Source organism: Enterobacter cloacae complex sp. S2 (assembly GCF_015159675.1).
Classification (GTDB): Bacteria; Pseudomonadota; Gammaproteobacteria; order Enterobacterales; family Enterobacteriaceae; genus Enterobacter; species Enterobacter intestinihominis.
Genome location: NZ_JADDTS010000042.1, coordinates 74,788 through 95,272, shown reverse-complemented (window position 1 = coordinate 95,272; position 20,485 = coordinate 74,788). Strand labels below are relative to the sequence as shown.

At 56.9% G+C, this 20,485-nt stretch carries 19 protein-coding genes; all 19 read right to left on the bottom strand.

What is annotated here, in order from left to right:
* Position 1: 1 nt before the first annotated feature.
* The gene (locus IPZ49_RS19425; protein WP_017384279.1) at positions 2–442 is read right to left on the bottom strand and encodes a DcrB-related protein; all 441 of its coding nucleotides are present in this window, start codon (positions 440–442) and stop codon (positions 2–4) included.
* A 75-nt stretch (positions 443–517) separates the two neighbouring features.
* Positions 518–2,440: a type VI secretion system Vgr family protein gene (locus tag IPZ49_RS19420; protein WP_017693289.1), complete on the bottom strand. Its 1,923-nt coding sequence runs from the start codon at positions 2,438–2,440 to the stop codon at positions 518–520.
* A gap of 197 nt (positions 2,441–2,637) precedes the next feature.
* Positions 2,638–3,384, bottom strand: coding sequence for an ankyrin repeat domain-containing protein (locus IPZ49_RS19415; protein ID WP_032667010.1), 747 nt, complete (start codon positions 3,382–3,384; stop codon positions 2,638–2,640).
* An 11-nt stretch (positions 3,385–3,395) separates the two neighbouring features.
* On the bottom strand, positions 3,396–4,862 hold the full coding sequence (locus tag IPZ49_RS19410; RefSeq protein WP_045907250.1) for a hypothetical protein: 1,467 nt from the start codon (positions 4,860–4,862) through the stop codon (positions 3,396–3,398).
* Between the two features lie 25 nt (positions 4,863–4,887).
* A complete protein-coding gene (locus IPZ49_RS19405; RefSeq protein WP_058688655.1) occupies positions 4,888–6,321 on the bottom strand; it encodes a serine/threonine-protein kinase in 1,434 nt (477 codons plus the stop codon).
* A 24-nt stretch (positions 6,322–6,345) separates the two neighbouring features.
* Complete coding sequence (gene tssH / locus IPZ49_RS19400) at positions 6,346–8,961, bottom strand: type VI secretion system ATPase TssH (RefSeq protein WP_063932747.1); 2,616 nt, start codon at positions 8,959–8,961, stop codon at positions 6,346–6,348.
* A 38-nt stretch (positions 8,962–8,999) separates the two neighbouring features.
* On the bottom strand, positions 9,000–10,043 hold the full coding sequence (gene tssG / locus IPZ49_RS19395; protein ID WP_032648553.1) for a type VI secretion system baseplate subunit TssG: 1,044 nt from the start codon (positions 10,041–10,043) through the stop codon (positions 9,000–9,002).
* Complete coding sequence (gene tssF / locus IPZ49_RS19390) at positions 10,040–11,911, bottom strand: type VI secretion system baseplate subunit TssF (RefSeq protein ID WP_023296775.1); 1,872 nt, start codon at positions 11,909–11,911, stop codon at positions 10,040–10,042. Before tssF ends, tssG begins: the two co-directional genes overlap by 4 nt.
* A 2-nt stretch (positions 11,912–11,913) precedes the next feature.
* Positions 11,914–12,477 carry a type VI secretion system baseplate subunit TssE gene (gene tssE / locus IPZ49_RS19385; protein ID WP_015570336.1) on the bottom strand — a complete coding sequence of 188 codons (564 nt, stop codon included), beginning with the start codon at positions 12,475–12,477 and terminating at the stop codon, positions 11,914–11,916.
* Positions 12,470–13,282: a type VI secretion system accessory protein TagJ gene (locus IPZ49_RS19380; protein ID WP_049133441.1), complete on the bottom strand. Its 813-nt coding sequence runs from the start codon at positions 13,280–13,282 to the stop codon at positions 12,470–12,472. Before IPZ49_RS19380 ends, tssE begins: the two co-directional genes overlap by 8 nt.
* 9 nt (positions 13,283–13,291) lie before the next feature.
* Positions 13,292–14,278: a hypothetical protein gene (locus IPZ49_RS19375; RefSeq protein WP_047063191.1), complete on the bottom strand. Its 987-nt coding sequence runs from the start codon at positions 14,276–14,278 to the stop codon at positions 13,292–13,294.
* A gap of 16 nt (positions 14,279–14,294) precedes the next feature.
* Positions 14,295–15,092: a PP2C family serine/threonine-protein phosphatase gene (locus IPZ49_RS19370; RefSeq protein ID WP_003859969.1), complete on the bottom strand. Its 798-nt coding sequence runs from the start codon at positions 15,090–15,092 to the stop codon at positions 14,295–14,297.
* Positions 15,089–16,864, bottom strand: a complete 1,776-nt coding sequence (tagH, locus tag IPZ49_RS19365) for a type VI secretion system-associated FHA domain protein TagH (protein ID WP_017384296.1) — start codon at positions 16,862–16,864, stop codon at positions 15,089–15,091. The genes IPZ49_RS19370 and tagH overlap by 4 nt, the downstream gene beginning before the upstream one ends.
* A gap of 90 nt (positions 16,865–16,954) precedes the next feature.
* Positions 16,955–17,371: a hypothetical protein gene (locus tag IPZ49_RS19360; protein WP_015570334.1), complete on the bottom strand. Its 417-nt coding sequence runs from the start codon at positions 17,369–17,371 to the stop codon at positions 16,955–16,957.
* Complete coding sequence (locus tag IPZ49_RS19355) at positions 17,365–18,354, bottom strand: hypothetical protein (protein WP_058688653.1); 990 nt, start codon at positions 18,352–18,354, stop codon at positions 17,365–17,367. Before IPZ49_RS19355 ends, IPZ49_RS19360 begins: the two co-directional genes overlap by 7 nt.
* A gap of 75 nt (positions 18,355–18,429) precedes the next feature.
* Positions 18,430–18,912, bottom strand: coding sequence for a type VI secretion system tube protein Hcp (locus IPZ49_RS19350; protein WP_014884229.1), 483 nt, complete (start codon positions 18,910–18,912; stop codon positions 18,430–18,432).
* A 180-nt stretch (positions 18,913–19,092) separates the two neighbouring features.
* Positions 19,093–19,542 (bottom strand): T6SS amidase immunity protein Tai4 family protein, encoded by a 450-nt coding sequence (locus IPZ49_RS19345; protein WP_022651413.1) that lies wholly within the window; start codon positions 19,540–19,542, stop codon positions 19,093–19,095.
* Positions 19,527–20,021 (bottom strand): T6SS effector amidase Tae4 family protein, encoded by a 495-nt coding sequence (locus IPZ49_RS19340; protein WP_022648411.1) that lies wholly within the window; start codon positions 20,019–20,021, stop codon positions 19,527–19,529. Before IPZ49_RS19340 ends, IPZ49_RS19345 begins: the two co-directional genes overlap by 16 nt.
* A gap of 3 nt (positions 20,022–20,024) precedes the next feature.
* Positions 20,025–20,450, bottom strand: a complete 426-nt coding sequence (locus tag IPZ49_RS19335) for a Rap1a/Tai family immunity protein (RefSeq protein WP_032670776.1) — start codon at positions 20,448–20,450, stop codon at positions 20,025–20,027.
* Positions 20,451–20,485 lie beyond the last annotated feature (35 nt).

Sequence of the window (20,485 nt, the reverse complement as noted above, 5' to 3'; positions counted from 1 at the left end):
CTTACACATTCCGGTTGTCGTTTAGCGTCAGACTCTGCTTCAGTGCGCTCCAGCGCGCCTCGTCCTCTTCCGTAAAGGCTTTTAAGGCCGAGAGGGTAAAAATCATCAGTACCGGTTTGCCTGGCGTCTGCACGGCCAGCTGTTTTTGCCACAGGCGCTGGCCGTTACGGTCAAAGGTGGTCTCAACTTCAACCCCATCAATGTTGCCGGCAGACCCGGCTTTTACGTGCTGAAATTCGCTCTGGGCGATCTCACCCATCTGAGGACGCAGCACGTCCCACTGGCGGTGAAACTCTTGTTCGTAGTCGCTGCCATCCGGGATAACGCCGCGGCTGACCACCACGGACAGCCCGCTTTCGTCATCGCGAATGATGTTCATGCTGTTGTCCTGCCAGGCGGCAGGAAAAAGGGTAAAGGAACCTTCCTGGAGGGTGTATTTCATCGGTGAACTCGCGTCTAAAATTGCTAAAGGGTTTTACGTGCCGCCACGGACAACCCGGCGGCAGACAGAAAGCGGTTACTCTTCCGGGGGCGTAAATTTCTCCTGCACCGCCGCATCAATATCCCCTTTATGCCCTGACCCCGGCGCCGTTGTGCCCGGTTGGGTGCCCGACGTATTCAGGTGCAGCTTGCCGCCCGTGGTGATATAGCCGTCCCCTTCAACGAAGAAGTTGAACTCTTTGCCGATCAGGTTAATTTTGCCGTTAGCGTTAAGCTCAATAGCGCTCTCGCCCGAGACCAGCCGCAGCTTCGTCCCGGAAGCAATAACATACTGCTCTACCGCCGCATCCAGCTTGCCTTTACCCGTCAGGATCTCGGTTCCGCCTTTCACGGCCTGGATCTGATTAGCCTCCACGCGATGCAGCTCATTTTTCTTCACGTAATGGCTGCGCGCGCCGCCAACGCTGTGCGTTTCATCATTCTTGACGCTGGTGTCCATGTTGCGCTCAGCCTGGATCCACACCTGCTCTGCACCCGCCTTGTCCTCAAAGCGCAGGGCGTTGGCGTTGTCCACTGAACCGTCTTTCGTGCGGCTCATAAAGCCCATCTGCGTCGCGGCAGCCGGCAGCGCCCACGGCGGCATGCTTGCTTCGTTATAGACACGACCAGTGATAATCGGACGGTCCGGGTCGCCGTTGATAAAGTCCACCACCACCTCATCGCCGACGCGCGGGATTTGCACCCCGCCGTAGCCCTGGCCCGCCCAGGCGCTCGACACGCGCACCCAGCAGGAGCTGGTGTCATCGCCCTTCGCCAGACGGTCCCAGTGGAACTTCACCTTCACGCGGCCATATTTGTCCGTCCAGATACTCTCCCCCTGCGGTCCCACGACTTTCGCCGTCTGCGGGCCGTAGGTGCGCGGCCACGCCGTGCTCTGCGCCGGACGGTAGGACACCGACGCCGGGATAACGGTGAAATCGGTGCGGTGAATGGTTTCCCCCTCACCGCTCGCGTAGCGGTTCTCCTCGAAGTGGTAACCCGCCGCCGTCACCAGATACTCGCCGTTGTCACTGAAGAACGGCGCGTTGGTCAGGGTAAAGATGTGGCCCGGCGCAATGCCCGCCGCCGTGGCGGTGGCCTGAATCTGCTGATGCTCAACCTGCCAGCGCTCCTGACGGATGCGGGCGTAGAACTCCGCATGGCCTGTCTCCACAAAGCGGCCCGGCCAGTCGTACACGTCGATGCTGCCCGGTTTCGGTGACGCCGGGTTCTGCTGCGCCTGGAACAGCCACGCGTTCGGCTTGCGGAAGTCATAGTCGTCGAGGCTGTAAATTCCCGGCGTGACGCTGTCCTCCAGCGCCCACTGGCTGATGCCCTCTTCATCCGTACTGCCGCCGGACGGCGTCTGATGGTAAGGAATGACCTCATAGCCGCTGAACGGCTGGTGCTGTGTCGCGGCGTCGGTCAGTACCAGGGTATGCTTGTCGGCCTCGTGGCTGAAGTAGTACGCAATCCCCTCCAGCTCCATCAGGCGGCTGATGAAGTCCAGGCTCGATTCCTGATACTGCACGCAGTAGTCCCACACCCGGTAGCTGCCGGTAAGTTTGTCTTCGAGGTTAACCTGATGCTCACCCAGCAGGGTTTTGACAATCTGCGGTACCGTCTGGCCCTGGAAGATACGTAGGTTACGGTCGCGCTTCATCGGCCACAGGTCCGGCTCCACCGTCAGCTGGTACACCGCGTAGCGGGTGCCCGTCAGCTCCACGGCGCTCACCGCCACGCGCGTCACCTTGCCGTTGATATAGCGGGGGGTGAGCAGGTTCTGCGTGGGGATGGTCACCGTGACCGGCTGGCCCAGCAGCTTGCTGCGGTCAATGCGCGCGTCCGTACCAAGCAGGGTCAGCGTCAGCGCGAACGACTCGGACATCGCCTCACGGCCGGAGAGTTTCCAGAAGAGCAGCCCCTCAACCGGGAGCTGGACGGTAATTCGGTTGAGCATAATCTTTATTCCGTAATGGTTTATGCTGGGAACGTTTATGAACGTAAAGCTAATTTCGACGAGGTGGTTTTGGATTGATGCAATGCTGGGTTGATTTGTCTGGAGGTACGAACTTTCGTATTTATAAATCCAAAGAGTGCAGGCTTATGGAAACTCCGGAAAAAACCTTATCTCTGGCTTTTATGACAGTTGTGCAATCACTTAACCGGCGCAGGTGGCCACACGCCCCCTTTCTGAATAAGTTTCTCTTTTATTTCATTTAACTTCTCGTATTGCTCGCTGCCTCTATCAAGTCCACTCAGCGCGTCCGCAAGCGCATTGCTCATTGACCAGCCATTTTTAGCCTTAACTGACGGGTCCGCTCCACGATCGAGCAGTAACAAGACATGATCGTAAGCCTGGTTATCCAGCGCATCAAACACCAGCGTTTTACCCAGTGAATTGGTTGCATTGACGTCTGCTCCGCTATCGAGCATGGCTTCCAGCGTCTCTGTATTTTTCGCTTTTAGCGACTGGAAGATGATGGGTTCGTGGAAGACCTTATCTTTCACATTGGGCGAAAGGCCACCGTCCAGCATAGCGTTGATCCAGTCTGCGCTGTCCCCCTTCAGGGCAAATTCGGCAGGGCTGCTTTTTCCCTGCGGTCGAGGCTGGAGCGGATCTGCGCCGGCCTTAACAAGCAACGTAATCACCTTTAAATGGGGCGATGTTTTTTTATCATTAATCGCGTTGCCGATGGCCCAAAAAAGCAGGGTCATATCCTGCTTTCCCGGTTTATTAAGATCGCTGTCTGGTGCAAGCGTCTTCACCGCGTCGACATCACCTTCTTCAATCGCTTTCGCCAGTTCAAGCTGCTGACCGCTGAAGTAGTCCTGTGGATTAAGGTCCATATCCTGCTTACACCCCTGAATCATGAATAAAAAACATAACGCGACAAAAGCCATCAACCGTTTTTTCACAATCGACTCCCGATTATCGAAATATCCTCGTCCTTCTGTTGCTCTATGCAATCAATCGCCTGATTAATCCCGTGGCGGTCCAGCGCGCTTCCGGTTCCACCGGGAAGATCGTGGGGTATTCCGGCAGCATTAGGGCTCAGCGCAGAGATTTCCTCTTTGAGGATCCACGAAGGGACATGCCCTTTCATCGTTTTCAGATCCTCCCAGGGGTTAACTTCCTGAATCTTCGTCAGCAGTTCACCTTCAACCCGATACGCCTGGATATTATCCGTACTGCCTAATATCTTACCGCCGTATTTTTCTACGGTTCCGGCATTCAGGCCGGCGGCGTTGAACGTCCACCCCGCTTTCCCGCTGCCCATAGAGGTTGCAGAGGCGAGGCCACCGCCAAGGGAATGACCGGCAATATCAATATTCTGGCCTGACCTTGCCAGCTCCTTACCGATACTCACGGCCTTTTTATAATAATCTGAAGCCATACCCATGCCCTGTGAGAAGTTATTCGACCAGTCAGCCCCGTTTACCACCGGCGCCAGCTCCCCTTTGGTCAGTAAAGAGGAGACATTATCAGACAGAGAGGCGAAACCAGGCTCGCGCGATCCCCTGAATACCAGTGTGGGGTTCATATCTGTACCAAACACTTCCGGCTTCGGTTGATAGACGCGCGCCAGAAAATTGGGGGACGTATCATCGTCAAAGAGCATTGATTTGTTCAGCCCGAACTTTCCTAACAGCGCATCGTCATTACTGATATCCGTCCACCCCTCCGGCACGCCCGGTGTGGTTTCCAGCGGGTTCACGGTCTTATAAATATTTTCCGCAAGCTTCGCTTTTTCCACCGCGATATTATTCGCCGCCAGACGCTTCGCGGCGATCTGGGCATCCGGATAAAGGCTATTGCTCCCCTTCGCAATCAGATCTTTACGCGCCTGCCAGCGCTCTGCTTTGGTCATCTTCTGAAGCTGCCCGGCATAGGTTTTACCGTCCTTGCCCGGAGTAGGTTCATCCGGCACCTGTGCCGTTTTAGATTTCACCACCTGTTTTGGCAGTACCGTTGGCGCAGGGCGAGATCCGTACGTTCTCACCATGGTTTCGTAGCGGTCGACAATCGTACTCACCGGATACCAGCCCAGGCCGACCAGCGAGGCAGCCTGGAGTTGCCCTTTGGCATTGATGTAAAAAATTTCCGTTACTGATGACCAGTCACGAAAACTTTCGTCAATGGCAACCACTCTGCCCATCTCTAAATCTTGCGCGATCAGCGTGCGGGTATCGCGCCCGGACTGATAAGGATTCGCACCGGTGATCGTGCGCAGCAGATCGTAGCGCGTGAAGAGCGAGCGCAGCGAATGGTCGGGAACCGACATAATCCACTGTCCGGCAACGGACGGACGGATTATTTTCGCAAACAACGCTGGCGAGACGTTCTCGTGGAACAGATAGACAAACTTGATGTTATACATTCGCTCCGTCCTGTTACCCGCAGGCTTACGGATTCACCAGCCAGGTGCCTGGCTTCGCAATATCCAGCGTCTGGGTACGCGTTCTTCCATTGCCTTCCAGTTCAATGCGGGTCTCGCCCGCAGGCAATTTCAGCGATGCGTAACCGTTATTGCCCGGACGCAGCGCTTTAGACTCGCCGTTCACCTTCAGCGTCTCGCCATCAAGCATGCGGATGTAGACCAGCGCGACCGGGCTGGCGTCGACAGGCGGCGCACTCTGCTGCGCCGTAGAAGGTGACGCTACCGGCTCGCTCACGTCTGCGGTTGCCGGTCTGGTTTCCGCCTGGGCGGAGGTCTCAGTCGGAGGGCTCACGGCAGGCGTTTGCGCCGTCTGCTCTGGCGTTTCCTGACTGCCGCCGCCGAACAGCATCGCACCGGCAACCACCCCAACCAGCACGCCCGCGGCTACCAGCCCCGGAAGCTTGTAACGTCGCCAGTCCAGCGCGGAAGCAGATGTCTCCTCTTCCACCGGCACCAGCATCGTGCCGGTCTTCTTCGCGGTCAGCACCTCGTCGATACCGGCGACGGGCATCTCGATCAGCGCCGCAAACTCCTCAATGGATTGCGGACGGTCTTCCATATGCAGCGCCAGCGCCTTGTCGATGGCCTGTAGCAGCGGGATGGAATAGCCCTGCGGCATCAGCTCCACCAGCGGTTTGCAGGTGTCCTGAATCGAACGCACCACGCTGACCGGCGGCGGAGAGCCTACGATAAGGGTGCGCAATACGGCGCCGAGCGCGTAGATATCCGTCCACGGCCCCTGCTCGCTTTCATTGTCGTCGGTATACTGCTCGATAGGCGCGAAGCCCGGACGCAGCATGGTTTCCGTCTCATCCGAGAGATTACCGATGGTGCGGCGCGCCGATCCGAAATCGAGCAGCACCGGCAGGCCGTTATCCTGAATCTGGATGTTATCCAGCGAGATGTCGCGGTGCAGATACCCCTCGTCGTGGATCGTTTTGATGGCGCCGAAGAGCATTGGCAGCATGCGGCGGATCCACGCCTCGTTAATCAGCTCCGGTTTCTCTTCGCGCAGACGCGACAGCGTGGTACCGCTGTAAAACAGCGTTCCCATATAGGCCGTGTCGTTTTGCACCCAGAAACGCAGTACGTGCAGCAGGTTCGGGTGGTTAAAGCGCGCCAGCAGGCGGGCTTCCTGGATGAAGCTGTTCAGGCCGGCAGAAAACGCTTTGCCAAAGCGCTCGCTGCGCAGCACCAGCGTCATATCCTCGCCGCGCACGGCGAGGGAGGAAGGCATAAATTCTTTGATAGCGATAGTGCGTTCGAGCTGGTGATCCCAGGCGCGATAGACGATGCCGAATCCGCCGCCGCCAATCACCTCTTTTATCTCAAACTCATTGAAACGGTACCCGACCGGGAGCGCGTTTGGGACAGTCCGATTGTTATCATTATCCGTCATCTTTTACAGTTCTCTTGATGATTATTACGCGGCAAACTGACAGTGAAACTCGCCCTGCTCGCAGGTGACATGCAGACGTCGGTACTGCTCGTCGCTGCGGCTGGCGGTAAGTAAAATCTGGCTCATCTGAGGCAGCAACGTATTGGTCAGAATCGCATCCACCATACGCCCGCCCGACTCAACCTCGGTACAGCGCTGAACAATCTGTTCGACCACGCTGTCGTCAAATTCAGAAATAATGTTGTGATTCTCTTCCAGACGACGCTGAATGCGCCTGAGCTGAAGACGCACAATCTGCCCCAGCATCTCGTCGCTCAGCGGGTAATACGGCACCACCAGCAGGCGGCCCAGCAGCGCAGGCGGGAACACCTCCAGCAGCGGCTGGCGCAGGGCGCCGCTTAACGCGTCAGGCTCCGGCATCAGTTCCGGGTCGGCGCACATGGCTGCGATCAGGTCGGTGCCGACGTTAGAGGTCAGAATAATAATGGTGTTACGGAAATCAATGTGACGCCCTTCGCCGTCCTCCATCCAGCCCTTGTCGAAGACCTGGAAGAAGATCTCGTGCACGTCCGGGTGCGCTTTTTCAATTTCATCCAGCAGCACCACGCTGTAGGGACGGCGGCGCACGGCCTCGGTTAAGACGCCGCCTTCACCATAGCCCACATAGCCCGGAGGCGCACCTTTTAACGTCGAAACGGTGTGCGCTTCCTGGAATTCACTCATGTTGATGGTAATGACGTTCTGCTCGCCGCCGTAAAAGGACTCCGCCAGCGCCAGCGCGGTTTCGGTTTTACCCACGCCGGATGGCCCGCAGAGCATGAATACGCCGACCGGTTTGTTCGGATCGTCAAGCTTCGCCCGCGAGGTTTTTACCCGACGGGCAATCAGATCCAGACCGTGACGCTGACCAATAACCCGCTGGTTCAGCGTGTCGGCCAGATTCAGCACCGCGTCGATCTCATTTTTCACCATCCGGCCCAGCGGGATCCCGGTCCAGTCTGAGACCACCGCAGCCACCACGTTCTCATCCACCGCAGCAAACAGCAGCGGTTCGTCACCCTGTAGGGTCTTCAGCGCCTGCTGCTGTTCTGCCAGCTGGCCGCACAGTTCAGCCGTATCCTCATCACCCGCCGCAAACAGCGCGGCACGCAGACGGATAATCTCCTGCACCCGCGTGCGCTCTTCTTCCCAGCGACGAGCCAGGGCTTCGCGCTGGGTTTCGAACGCGTCACGTTCGGCGGTTAAGGCCGCCACACGCGCCGGATCGCCCGCCCCCACGCGCGCTTCGCGTTCAGCAATCTCCAGCTCCACGTCCAGGGCCGCCAGGTGACGCAGACAATCTTCCAGCTGGGCAGGCGGCGCGCTCTGGCTGACGGCCACGCGCGCGCAGGCGGTGTCCAGCAGCGCCACCGCTTTATCCGGCAGCTGACGCGCAGGAATATAGCGATGCGACAGTTTCACCGCCGCGCTGACCGCTTCGTCGAGAAGTAAAACCTGATGATGAGTTTCCAGCGGCGACACGGTGCTGCGCAACATCAGCACGGCTTTGGCTTCGTCCGGCTCGTGAACCTGTACGGTCTGGAAACGGCGGGTCAGCGCCGGATCTTTCTCAATGTATTTTTTGTATTCCGCCCAGGTGGTCGCGCCGATGGTGCGCAGTTGCCCGCGTGCCAGGGCAGGTTTGAGCAGGTTAGCGGCATCGCCGGTGCCCTGCTGACCGCCAGCGCCAATCAGGGTGTGGATCTCATCGATAAACAGAATAATTGGCGTGGCGCTGGACTGCACCTCGTTAATCAGCGCCTGGAGGCGCGCCTCAAATTCCCCTTTCATGCCCGCGCCGGCCTGAAGCATGCCGATATCCAGCAGCCACAGCTGAACGTTTTGCAGCGGCTCCGGCACGTCGCCGTCAGCGATACGCAGCGCCAGCCCTTCCACCACCGCCGTTTTCCCGACGCCGGCTTCCCCGGTCAGCAGGGGGTTGTTCTGGCGACGACGCATCAGAATATCAACCATCTGGCGGATCTCTTCATCGCGCCCCACCACCGGGTCGATTTTCCCTTCCCGGGCGCGCGCCGTCAGATCCTGACCATACTGCGACAGCGTGCCCTGCGCAGCCGGTACTGCCCCGGCAGGCGCGTCCGCAGCGGCGGCGGCCTGCTGGCTCTCTTTGCTGCTGGCGCAAATGGCGTCGAACTGCTCGATCAGCACCTCGACGTTAAGACGGGTGAACTGCGCCGAAATGCTTTTCAGCACATTAGCCAGATTCCACGTTTTCAGTATGCCGATCAGCAAATGGCCGCCGCGGATGCGGCTGACGCCAAACTTCAGCGAGCCGTAGACCCAGGCGCGCTCGACGGCGCTGTCGATATGCTCGGAAAGATCAGACACGGAACTCGCGCCACGCGGCAGGGCATCCAGCGCCGCCACGATATCGCGTGTCAGCTGCTGTTCATCAAGGGCGAAGTGACGGATGACCTGTTGCAGATCGCCATCCTGCTGCTGCATCAGCTGATGCAGCCAGTGCACCAGCTCAACGTACGGGTTGCCGCGCAGCTTACAGAAGGCAGTCGCGCTTTCCAGAGAGGTAAATAACAGCGTATCCAGTTTGCCGAAAAGCACGGCACGGCTAATTTCTGACATGTTAGTTTCCATTAACAATGATTCGGTATACGGAAGGATTATCGCTCTGCGCGGTACACCAGATCGCCACGCGGAACAGGCTGAGGCTGAAGGCCGAGCCAGGTGTTGTACCCTAATCGCCCGGCGCTACCGAGCGTAGCGCCCTGCACCGCATCGGCGCGCAGGATCACCCGTGTTTCCCATTCAAATTCCACCCCGGCGTACTGTCGCACCCAGTCGCGCAGCTCGGTCACCCACCCTTCGCCCGGCAGAAAACGGTTGTAGTCGTCTGCGCTCAACGGGCCAATCTCAAGCCGAAATTTATGCTGCACGTCGCGTACCGCAATGCCGAGAAAAGCGGACTCTCCCATGCGCGGCATACGCCGCCCCTCGCCCAGCTGTGCCTGCTCCCGCGTTGAGAGCGGCATCCACTGCGGGACGTTGGCCACCAGCCTGACCGGCACGTTGAAATAGTTGCGCAGGATTTTCTCCAGCCCTTCCGGGTCCCGCCCGTGTCGGGTCAGGTGCCCGGCGTGAGTAAAGCGGGCGTGCGCGCTCAGGCTGCCTTTCGACATCTGGGCAGGCTGCCCCATGCCAATCAGCGATGCCAGATACCCTTCGAAGCGCCTGTTGTCGTCGCGATCCTGTGAAACGGCAGGCTGCGCGTCCGCCCATGCGCGGTAGAACAGCAGCGTCAGGCGGTGGTGAAAGAGGTCGGCAAACGCGCTGAGGCTGTGATCCTGATGATGATGAATACGCTCGCGGGCATACTCAGTCATGTGCACCGGCAGCGGGCCGTTAGGACCAAACAGGCCGAAGCTCAGTATGGAAACGTCATGCAGTCCGTTCTCTTCCCGCTGCCGGACCTCAGCAACCGTTGACGGCGCAAAGCCCATTGAAGGCTGCTGACCAATACGCAGCGGCTCAAATTTAGGCAGCGGCGCGCGCCCCAGCGGGTAACGTTCACCGCCCTGGGCATCAATGCGTCTTAACAGCTGGAACAGATCATAGCGCCACGGCGTCTCGCGCACCCCGCGCCAGAACGCATCGGGCAGCGGCGTCAGGCGATGCACGCGCAGCGTTGCAGGGGCAACTTCACTCATACCAGCGCCCTTTTACCCATGCGCGGCGCCCAGTAGCCGATTTCACCACGCTGCTGGCTCTTGAGCGTGAACTCCGTAAAACTGTTGATGGAGACCAGGCGGGCAAAAAGGCGTTCCAGCACGCTGCCGAAAAGCCATGGGCTGGCGCCGGAAAAGGCGCGTTCGTCCACCGTCAGGGTGATGCCGATCCCGCGGGCGAACACCACCGGGCCGGGTTCAGGCACGCGGCGGTGCACCGGCTCCAGCACGCAGTGACGAACGCCATCCACCTGACGGGCAACCGGCGTCTCGGCCAGGTTGGCGTACAGCCCTAACAGCTGACGCAGCGCGGCAGCGCCCTCTTCGTTTTCGCTGTCCATCAGGCTGAGGTAGTTCATTTGCAGCTGGCTGATGAGCCGCCAGGTGCTGAACCCTTCCGCCAGCGCCGGACGCGGCGGCGTCGGGCCTTTACGCAGGGTTAACGCCTTCACCGGCATGGAGTCGGCCATAATAAACTGCCCAAGCTCCTGCTGGAGCATCAGCGGCAGGTCACGGCTGGTGCACAGCACCTCGGCGGAAATGTAGCGCAAATTCTCCTGCCACGGCGCGTGCTGCGCATCCACCAGCGAGACGAAGACCTCCGAGCCGATATAGCCCGTGCGGGTGCCATAGCGCAGCGCGTGTTCGGAGAGAACGCGCTGCTCACGGCGCAGGGAAAAATAGGCGCCGTAGTTGCCCGCGTCTCCGCTCCAGGTACTCCAGAACGGACGAAACGTCTGGTCGTCCCGCTGACCATCGGCGCTGGCATAGATTTTTTTCACGGCATAAATTTCATAATCCAGCGGGCGGATGTTATCCACCACCAGGTGGTATTCATGCTGGCTTTCGCTCAGCTTCTGCCGGGCCGCCACTTTCGGGAACAGGTTGATCACCGGCGTGCAGTGCAGCGCCAGGTGGCTGGCATCCACCACGCGCTCCAGCTGATCGTCGCTCTTGTCGAGCAGAATGAAGATATCAAACGCTTTTTCGTCTTCGCAGCGCTGGATCAGCTTGCCCAGCCCGCTCAGGCTGATGAAACGAAAACGCGCCGGGAACGCAAAGTACTCCTGCAACAGGCGATAGCCGTCGAAGTTGCGCAGATCGTCCGGGAGCAGCGCCTGGTCCGCATTAAAGCCTTCCTGACGCAGGGCGTCAGACGACAGCAGCTGGCGCTGGGGCTGCTTGCTGACCGTCTGGCAGACAATACCCGCGTGGTGCTCCATCACCAGCTCCAGCAGCTTCAGCGCCTCGATGTCCGGGCCGCTTAAGAAGAACTCCAGGCGGTCAAAGTCCAGGTGCCCGAGATGCTGCGGGCCATCGCAGGCAATGCGGATCCGTAAGGCGCTGCTGATCCCCCGCTGGCTCAGGCCGAGCTGGGCCAGCGGCAGATCGGCGGGAACGCCGCCCAGCTCGATCCGCTCAATTTTTAACGGCAGCAGGTTCACCTCGTGCGCCGTGGTATAGCTGCACGTAACGCCGGTCTTTTTCAGCGCCAGGCTGTCCATCATGGTGCCGCGCGGCACAATAAAGCCTTTGCTCAGGTCGCCGCGGCTGCTGTCGGGCTGAATTTCAGCGATCGCCATCGACGGCGTAGGCGCCAGATAATTTGGCGCAATCATCTCCAGCATACGCTGTGAAAAGCGCGGAAATTCGGCGTCCATTTTCATCTGCACGCGGGAGGTCAGGAAGGCAAAACCTTCCATCAGGCGCTCAATGTACGGGTCCGCCACTTCGATGCCGCGCATGCCGAGCCGCCCCGCCACTTTCGGGTAGCGCTCGGCGAACTCTGCGCCCATCTCGCGCAGATAGGCCAGTTCACGGTTGTAATATTCGAGCAGTTTGCTTTCCATAATTACCCCGCATCCTTCAGTTCAAAATGGCCGTTCTCAAGATCGACGTCGGTGCGAAAGAGAAATTCCAGCGGATACGGCACGCACCACAGGCGACCTTTGATTTCGATAGACAGAACGTTGTGCAGATCTAACGAGGAGGTATCGGACACGCAGCGAACCTGAAGCCCCTGCGGCAGGATCCGCGGTTCAAAGTTAATAATCGCTTCGGTGAGTTTGCGCTGAATGTCGTGCCATTCAATATCGGACATTCTTTTCCCCGCCAGCGGCGCCACGCCAAAATTCACGACGGAACGGCTCACCTGCGTCAGCCCGCTCAGATCGCTGGAGGCATCGTGGTTAATGGTGTTAAACAACCACTGTAAATCCCGCAGGACGTTACGACGCAGCGCGGCGTGGGTAATCAGATTGCTGTTGGCGGACTCGCGTTTTTTTTCCGGATCGTTATCCGTCAGGCGATCCAGCAGTGAGGGCTGCATTTTGTCGCGCGCCCCCACTTTCTCCTGCCTGCTGCGGGCCTGCCAGCCGCTGCGCAGCAGATCGCCTTCGCCAGCGGGATTACTCATCCGCACCATCCGAGGTAAATGTCACCAGGCTCAGGGTAAGCAGCGGGCTTTCGCTTTGCTCGCTCAGCCAGGCTTTCTGTCCCATGCCTTCATACAGGGCGCCGTCATCGTCCAGCGGGAGCCATTCGGTGGTGCGCCCCAGCTTAACGCTGTCTGGCACCCCGTCAGCAAACGGATAACGCGCCGGGATCTGACACACCTGCTCGGTGCCGTCCGTGAGGCGGACCAGCGCATGACGCCACACCAGATCGGTTACGCTGGCCGGAGCCTGAAAACGGATCGCGTCGATGGCGCAGAACGGCACCCAGAAATAACGGCCATTGACCAGGGTTTCACACACCGGCCCCAGACGGGCATCGCCGTCCATCAGCCATTCAAAGGTGTGGCTCTCTTCATTCTCCAGCGTGACCTGCCCGCGGCTTGCCGGGGCCTGTTCGAGTGCCGCCAGGCGCAGCGTTTGCGCTTGCCCTGCGCTTTCGGTCAGCGCCTGGGCTAACGTCGTCAGCCACGGCCACTGCGCCTCGGGCATTGCCGGTCGTACCTCTCCCGCGAACACGCGCGCACGCTGCTGTTCACCCTGAATGGCCTGCTCCAGCAGCGTTACGGTCGGTTTTGCCTGCGGCTTCAGCGCCAGCCAGCTTTTCAGCTGGGTCAGGGCGCGCGCCCAGTTGCCGCTGAGGATCAGAAACTGCACAAACGCAGCGCGCAGATCGGCATCCGCCGGACGGGCTTTGATATCGGCTTCCAGGCGAAGCAGCGCGTCGCTAATCGACTCGCCCGCCAGACGTTGATAAAGCGTATTCATAGCCCCTCCTTAATTCGCCGCGCGCCAGGCGCCCACTGCCGGATCGCGCAACTGCGGGCGCAGCGTGTCAATCAGAACAACGTTCAGCTCCGCGCCCGGTGCAACCCATGCGCTCCAGATTTTCTTCACCTCTGCGATACGCGCCTGGAGTCTGGCGTCGTCGCTGGCGATCTCACGGGTGATTTCCACCGCCACCGTGCCGTTGCTCTTCCAGCCGTTCAGGGTGCTGTCGTACGGCAGGATCATCCAGCTCTGGTCGCTGTTCTGGGTGCTGAAGACCATGCGCTCTTTGTTGACGGAGGTGATCAGCGCCTTTTCAGGATCGACCGCGTTGTTCAGCCCCATCACCGGGAAGCCGTGAATGTAGGTGACCGGAATCGCTTTCTGCGTCCCGTTACGGTTCTGCGTCACCACGGTGTGGCCGCTGAGCCAGCTGCCGTTGCCGCAGCGGGTGGTGTCGGAATCCGGAATAAACAGCGCTGGCGCGGAGGAACCGCCCTCCCAGAAGGTGCGCAGGTGGCAACCGTCCTGAAGGGTGAACTCCTGCCATGGCGTACGATCTGCCGCCACGGTGTGCGTCTCCGGATTCTGGTCAGGCGGCAGCAGCGCGCCTGAGGTGGTGGTCGTTGCCGCCGCCGTTTCCTGCTGCTTCACCACCAGCGCCCAGTCCTGCGCTTTAGCCGCTGTGCCCCGGGCAAGCGTCGTGCCTTCCGGATCGTTAAGCGTCCAGTTCAGGGTATTTAGCTTGCTGCACTGGTGCTCCAGCAGCGAGCCAAGGCGCGGCACGAAGTTTTCCAGCACCGAAACCTCTTTCTTGCCGTTCGCCACGATACGCAGCGCCACGTCCGCCTTACACCAGCTTTGCGGCGTATTGTCTTTAATGTTGTCGATCCAGATATCCAGCTTCTGCGCAGGAGACTGCACGATGCGGAAGTTTTCAGCCTGTGCGGTGGTCGCCACCGTCAGAAGAGCCAAACCCGATAGCCAAAGTTTCATATCAATCCTTGTGTGTCTAATCAGTTCCGCAGGGAAGAAATTGTGCTGCGTCAGAGAGCGTATGCAGCAAAGTGGTGTCCTGAGGGTTGCCCATCCACACCGCCACGGCGGTATAGTTATCCTGAGCATTGCCCTCCTGTTCGGCATTCTTTTGAATGATTTGGTTCATTAAGGTCAGCCACTCCTGTGGCGTATTGACCATGTGCAGCGACTGCTTCATCTGCTCTTCGCTGACGCCGTGCCAGAAACCGTCGGTGCAGAGCAGGAAGGCATCACCGTCCTCAACCTGCACGACATCGCTGTAGCTCGCTTCCGGTCCGCCATTCTCAATACCCAGCGCCAGATACAAAAGGTTGCTGTTGAGATCGTCAGTCTGATGCCCGGCATCTTTCATCTGCTGGACGAGGCTGTGATCGGTGGTGACATGCCACAGCCAGCCGCGGCGAAACAGGTACAGGCGGCTGTCTCCGGCGTGCGCCCAGTAAGCCAGACGGTAATCCCTGTCGATAAACAGGCTGACCAGCGTGGTGCCCATCCGGCGATAGTCCTGCACGGCCTGTTGTTCGCTGAGAATGGTGCGGTTCGCCGTTTGGACGTAGTCACGAATATGCTGCGCATTCAGGTGCTTGTCGCCATCAAAGCGGGAAATAATGCTGTTGCGGGCCAGCTCAGCGGCCACCTCGCCGCCCGGCAGGCCTGCGATGCCGTCACAGACGACAAAGCAGGCTGAACGTTCCCCGATGGTTTCTCCCGTCTGATCCTGGTTGCTGGCGCGCGTCCCCTGGCGGGAGAGAGAAGCCGTTGCGATATTCATTTTTCTTCCGATCCGCTTTGTGAGTCTTTGTACTGATTGACCTCCATGTCATAGGCATGGAGGAAGGCTTCGCCAAACAGGGTATGGAAGTCGTCCTCGATCTCGCCCGCCGTCTCGCCATAGCTGCGAACGAAATAATCCCACAGCGCGGCTTTACGGCTGCCCGGCAGCGCCAGGCGTGACGTCATCCCGTTCTGCTTCGCCTGCTCTTCCAGCTGTTCCGGGTTAAAGGATTGCAGCATGGCGGCGATAATGGCGCGGATACCAGAGATCATCCCTAGCTGGTGTGCCTGGAGATCGATCAGCGCATCACGCACCGATTTGGTCGGCGGCATAAAGCCCGGCATCGGCGTGCCGAACATCTGGATCAGCACCGTTTTCCCGGTCGGCAACAGTTTGAACGGGTTGTTCGCATCGTCGAGCACCATGGTCATATCGGCTTTCACCCCACGCTTGAGGATGGAGCGCGAGGAGAGCAGCGCCACGGTCCCCTGCGAGAACATGCCCAGGATCTGCCCCAGCTGACGCATATTTTCCCGGTCGAATTGCGGTACCGGCTGCATTTCGCTCAGGCCCATGCCCTCCAGCAGCGCCTCCAGCAGTTCGCCCTGAAGCACCTCGCCCCGCTCGCCGGTCTGCGCGGAGGCAGCAGGCGATGCAGCGTTTTTAACCGGATCGATACGCAGGCGGCCTTTAGGCGCCTGCGCGTTGCTGCGCGCCACGGCCTGCGGCGTTGGCATGGTGAAGCCAGCGTAATCGGGGCGCGCGGGCTCCTCTTCCGCGCGCGGCGCGTCCTGTGGTTCAGTCGGTTCCGGATCGAACAGCGGTGAGCTGGCCAGCGCATCCTCTTCCTGTGCGGCTTGCGCTTCAGGCTTTGGCTCCGGCTTATCGGCCACGATTTCATCCGGATGGGTTAACGGCGCGCCGCCCATCAGGCCGAGAGGGTCATCGTGACGCGCGGCAGGTGCGCTCGCCGACCCGCCAAACAGGGCTAACGGATCGAGTTCGTCCGACGCCTCTTCCTTTGGCTGGGCAGGTTTGCTTTCGTCCGGCTGTACCAGCGTTGAAGGGGTGACATCGTCAAAGATGCTCTCTTTTTTAAACAACGCTTCATCGCTAAACAGCGTGTCCGGATCAACGTTTTTACGTTCAAGCGACGGTTCGGCGTCGTTAAACATTGCCAACGGATCTTCGGCATTCCGCTCCGGGGCCGCAGGCTGAGAGAACGGATCGTGGGATGCGGCGGGCTGTGGTTTTGCCCGGTTGCTGGAGATGCTGTCGGAGATGGAAAACTCCTGCATCAGGCTGTCCCAGATTTCCGACGGCACGGCCGTAGGTTCAGCTTTTCCGCGAGGCGCGGCGCTGGCCGGTTTCGGTTGCGGCGCTGGTGCAGGTGTCGCCACTGGGCGCGCCTGCTGCATGCTGGCCGCCATGCGGCTTACGGGCTGGGTGTCATGAATGAGTTCGCTGACTTCAATGCGATAATCATCAATACCGAGAATATCCCCATCCTGAAGCTCAACCTGACGCCCACGCTCCAGCGGGATATCATTCAGTACCACGCGGGTAACGCTGCCGCGGTTCGTGACGCGGCATTCGCCACTGGCGTCGACGTGAACGATGGCCTGCAAACGCGAGATGGTGCGGTCATTGTCCGGCAGCACCAGATTGTTATCCGTACCGCGCCCAATGGTGCCGCCCGGGGCATAAAAATCACAGCTGCTTTGCGGCGGCTGATGACCGGGTTTCGTAGAAATAATCGTGAATCGCATGGCGTATTCCTGCTGGTATGATTAGCGCTCAAACGCTGCCGCTCTCGGGGGTGAAAACGGCGGGGTTTGGGGGTTAAGGGCTGATTAAAGCTATTTGACTACATTCAGGAAAATAATGCCGATAAGCAGCCATAGCGTAAAAAGTAAGGCCTGAGCTTTATAGCGTCGATGCAGTTTTAATATCCAGCCGATTCTCTCTTCCGGTAAAGCCTGAACGAATTTATAGGCATCGTCCTGAACATTTCTGTCTTTGGTAAATTTCATCTTCACGCCTTTGCGAAGACGAACAAACCAGATTATTTTTTGATAGTTCGCCAGCGAACCAAAAAATGATGCGTAATTTGTCACCAGATCGAGATCGTAGCCTTTTTGCCTATATTCTGAAAGAAGCTGATTATATTCGGCCTCGTGTTTTTTAAAATAACGGGAACTGATGAAGTCCATAATTACGACAAGTAAAAATAAAACAACAATCAGAAATAAAAGAATATTTTCTAAATTCACCATAGCTTATCCATGACATATTCAGTTGCTCCACCGGCAACTTCGCCACCAATGTATCCACCCGCAGCGGCGCCTACCACAGAACACGCGAGCAACCCTACACCACCTGTTGCTACGCCCAATGCAACACATACGCCAGCCCCAGCCATGGCGCCATATTTTCCGCCATAAATCCCGCCCGCAAGACTGGCGCCAAATTGACTGTACTTCTTAACGGCGACTTTGGAACAACTCTGCTCTCTACCTACTGTACAGGCATCGTAAACTTCATTGGTTGTGTTTGCGCCAGCGAAGCCGATAGCAAGCCATCCTCCCATTTTCAGAAAACGGGCAGCTTTTGAAGCATTGTCTACATATGTTGAATACCCTCGTATCGAGGCAACACCCGCAGTACTCCATTCGTGGACAATTGACCTGCTTGATAAACCTAAAGCGTGCTTGATTTCTTCATAAGGTTTCAGTTTCAGCGTTAGTCTGGACAGCTTATTTAATAAAACGTCCAGCTCAGAAAAAAGTTTTTGCCTTTCAACAAAAAACTGCAGCCCGATCAATGTGCCTTGCGTTCTGTATTGATTTTGATAAGCCAGTTCGATAGCTTTTAATTTCTTTTCTATTTCGCTAAAGTACCTTTCACCTGCATCAGCAACCACCCCGAGAGATTTATCCATAAAATTAGTTAATGCTGCGATGGTACTAAAATGCTTGTTAAAGAAATTAGCTTCATCTGTATTCAGTTCTGCCAATGCTCCATTAACCTTTTGCTTTGCATTTTGTAATTGTTTTAGCTGAACCGCATTTTCAGCACCCGGAGCATTAAGGATCAATATTTGCCCGGGTTTTAACCACCGTGTGTCCCTGTTCACTTGCATAAAATAACGTGCCGCTTCACTGTCTAGTTTATTGAACAGTAGTCTTGCCTGGAAATCTAACGTACCAGCCTGCTGAACAACACAATAACCAGGAGCAACCGTTGATTTTACGCTCATATTGACATCCCTTTGCAAACGAAATTAAGTCTCTGTAAATAATGACCGAGGAAAACTCCCCGGTCACGCGCGCAATTACGCTTCTTTGTTTTCTTTGATGTTCCAGCCAGCGCTGCTTTCAGCACCTTTACCACCGGCAGTGGTCTGCTCCCAGTACTGCTGTTTCACTTTCGCAGCCTGGAATGCATAGGTCACGCCAACGGTATCGCCGTTGTCTGCACCCGTGTACTGAACGGAAGTCACGAGAACGTCTTCCAGGGTAATGCGGGTGTATTCAACCTGCTGACCACCCGCTTTGCAGACGGACAGTTCAACTTTGGTCAGGTGTTTACCGCTTGCGCAGTGTTTCAGGATTGCTGTAGTGGATTTGTCGATCAGAGCGTTAACGTGCAGATCGTTAAAGTTCACTTTACCGGCACCGCCGCCACCGCCAACGCTCATATTACCTGGCTGGGACGCGCCCCAGGAGAAGGAGGTAATATCAGTCCAGCCGGTGTGGTTAGAATCTTTAGATTCGCCCGTAACACCCTCGACCTTCAGAAACATATCAATAGCCATAATATCTACTCTTCGTGGATGAACAATATTGCTTTCGAAAAAGCCCTTATATGGCAAACAGGAAAGCATGGGGCTGAATAAAACCGTCCATATTTTACCTCTGCCTCATATCAAACGACCCGTGTCATTTGACAGTCTTACATTCCCCCTGAACGAAAGGAAAGAATGTGAAGTCTTATACTATTGTGGATTATCCTGAATCCAGGTGCGGTCAGGATCGCCAATGATGAGCTGCGGAACCAGTTTATTCAGTTCGTCGCTATGATAAAGACGTAGACAATTTAAGGTTACGCCTTTTACATCAGGTTTGCGCTCCGAGTGGAAACCATTAATTTGGTTTTTATACTTCCCAATAATGGCGTTAACTTTGTCAGTACCGTTTTCAGCATCAAACGGTATCCATTCAATAAATGCACTCGCACTGCGGGCCGCATCAGCAGAAAATTGACTGCCTTTATCTGCCACCTGCGCAAGGCAGCGCGCCAGGACAAAATCTTTTACCACCTGCCGGTATGTTTGCTGCTGATAAAAATCAACGTAAGGGTTGTCACCGCGAGCAGAAAAAGATAAGCAAGTGAGCAAAAGAAATACGGTCTTTAGACACCTGAATATAATTATTTTAATTCCCAAAACCAGATTTCCTGACAGTACGGAAAGCAATCGGAGTTACATATAAACGAATTATTACTCAGAGGCTCGATAAGGTCGATATGACCACCGCCATACCCATCAATTTTATTGAAGAAAACAACACCTTTTCGGCCCAACATTGAGCGTGCACCAGCCTCGCGGTCTTTAAAGATTTCTGCCTTGCCAAACACATGGGATTTATAAAGCTGATCGGCAAGTAATTTTGCGCCAGGCTCGATTGTTTTTCCCTTATAGGGACCGGTCTTTATGGGTAAACGCCCTGTAAATTCAACATTGCATTTTAACAATGCCAGGCTCATTCTTACCGCACAGGTATTTTCGTATGCCGGTTGTTGCTTGATAATCGTCGAATAATCGTAGCCAATTTCTGAAAAAACCTGTTCACCCGAGGCAAAACCCGCGCGTGTGTGATTTGAAGAGTAATGCTGACGTTTAAGTTGTTCGTATAATGGTCTCATTTGTCACTCTCCTTTTTTGCACGGGCGTAATTCTTTCATGCCGTCAATGATGATTTTTGAAGCGCGCTCCTCGCCTTGCTGTTTCGATAAGTTCGCAAAACGAGAATAGAGAAACTCATGTATTGTATTTGGCAAAAAAGGCCTGCCCTTGCACCATGCAGTGCCCTCAGACGCGTCGACTACGCCGAGAAGATACATATTTGCCTTAATGCGTTCACGTTCATTCGTTTTCGACAGCCAGGCTTTAGCAAAACGCTCTGCACTCAGATCTAAATCGTACCCTGTTAACAGCGTCGGATCGCGTTGGAAGTTTGATGTGTCATCCTGAGGCAATGCTTCCGCTTGAGGGTATTTGTAATTTCCAGCGTCCGCGCTTGCGAGAGTAGAAACTGCCAGCAAACTGGTCGCGATCAAAAGTATATGTTTCACCGTCTATCCTTATTCACTGACAGAAATAAGCTAAG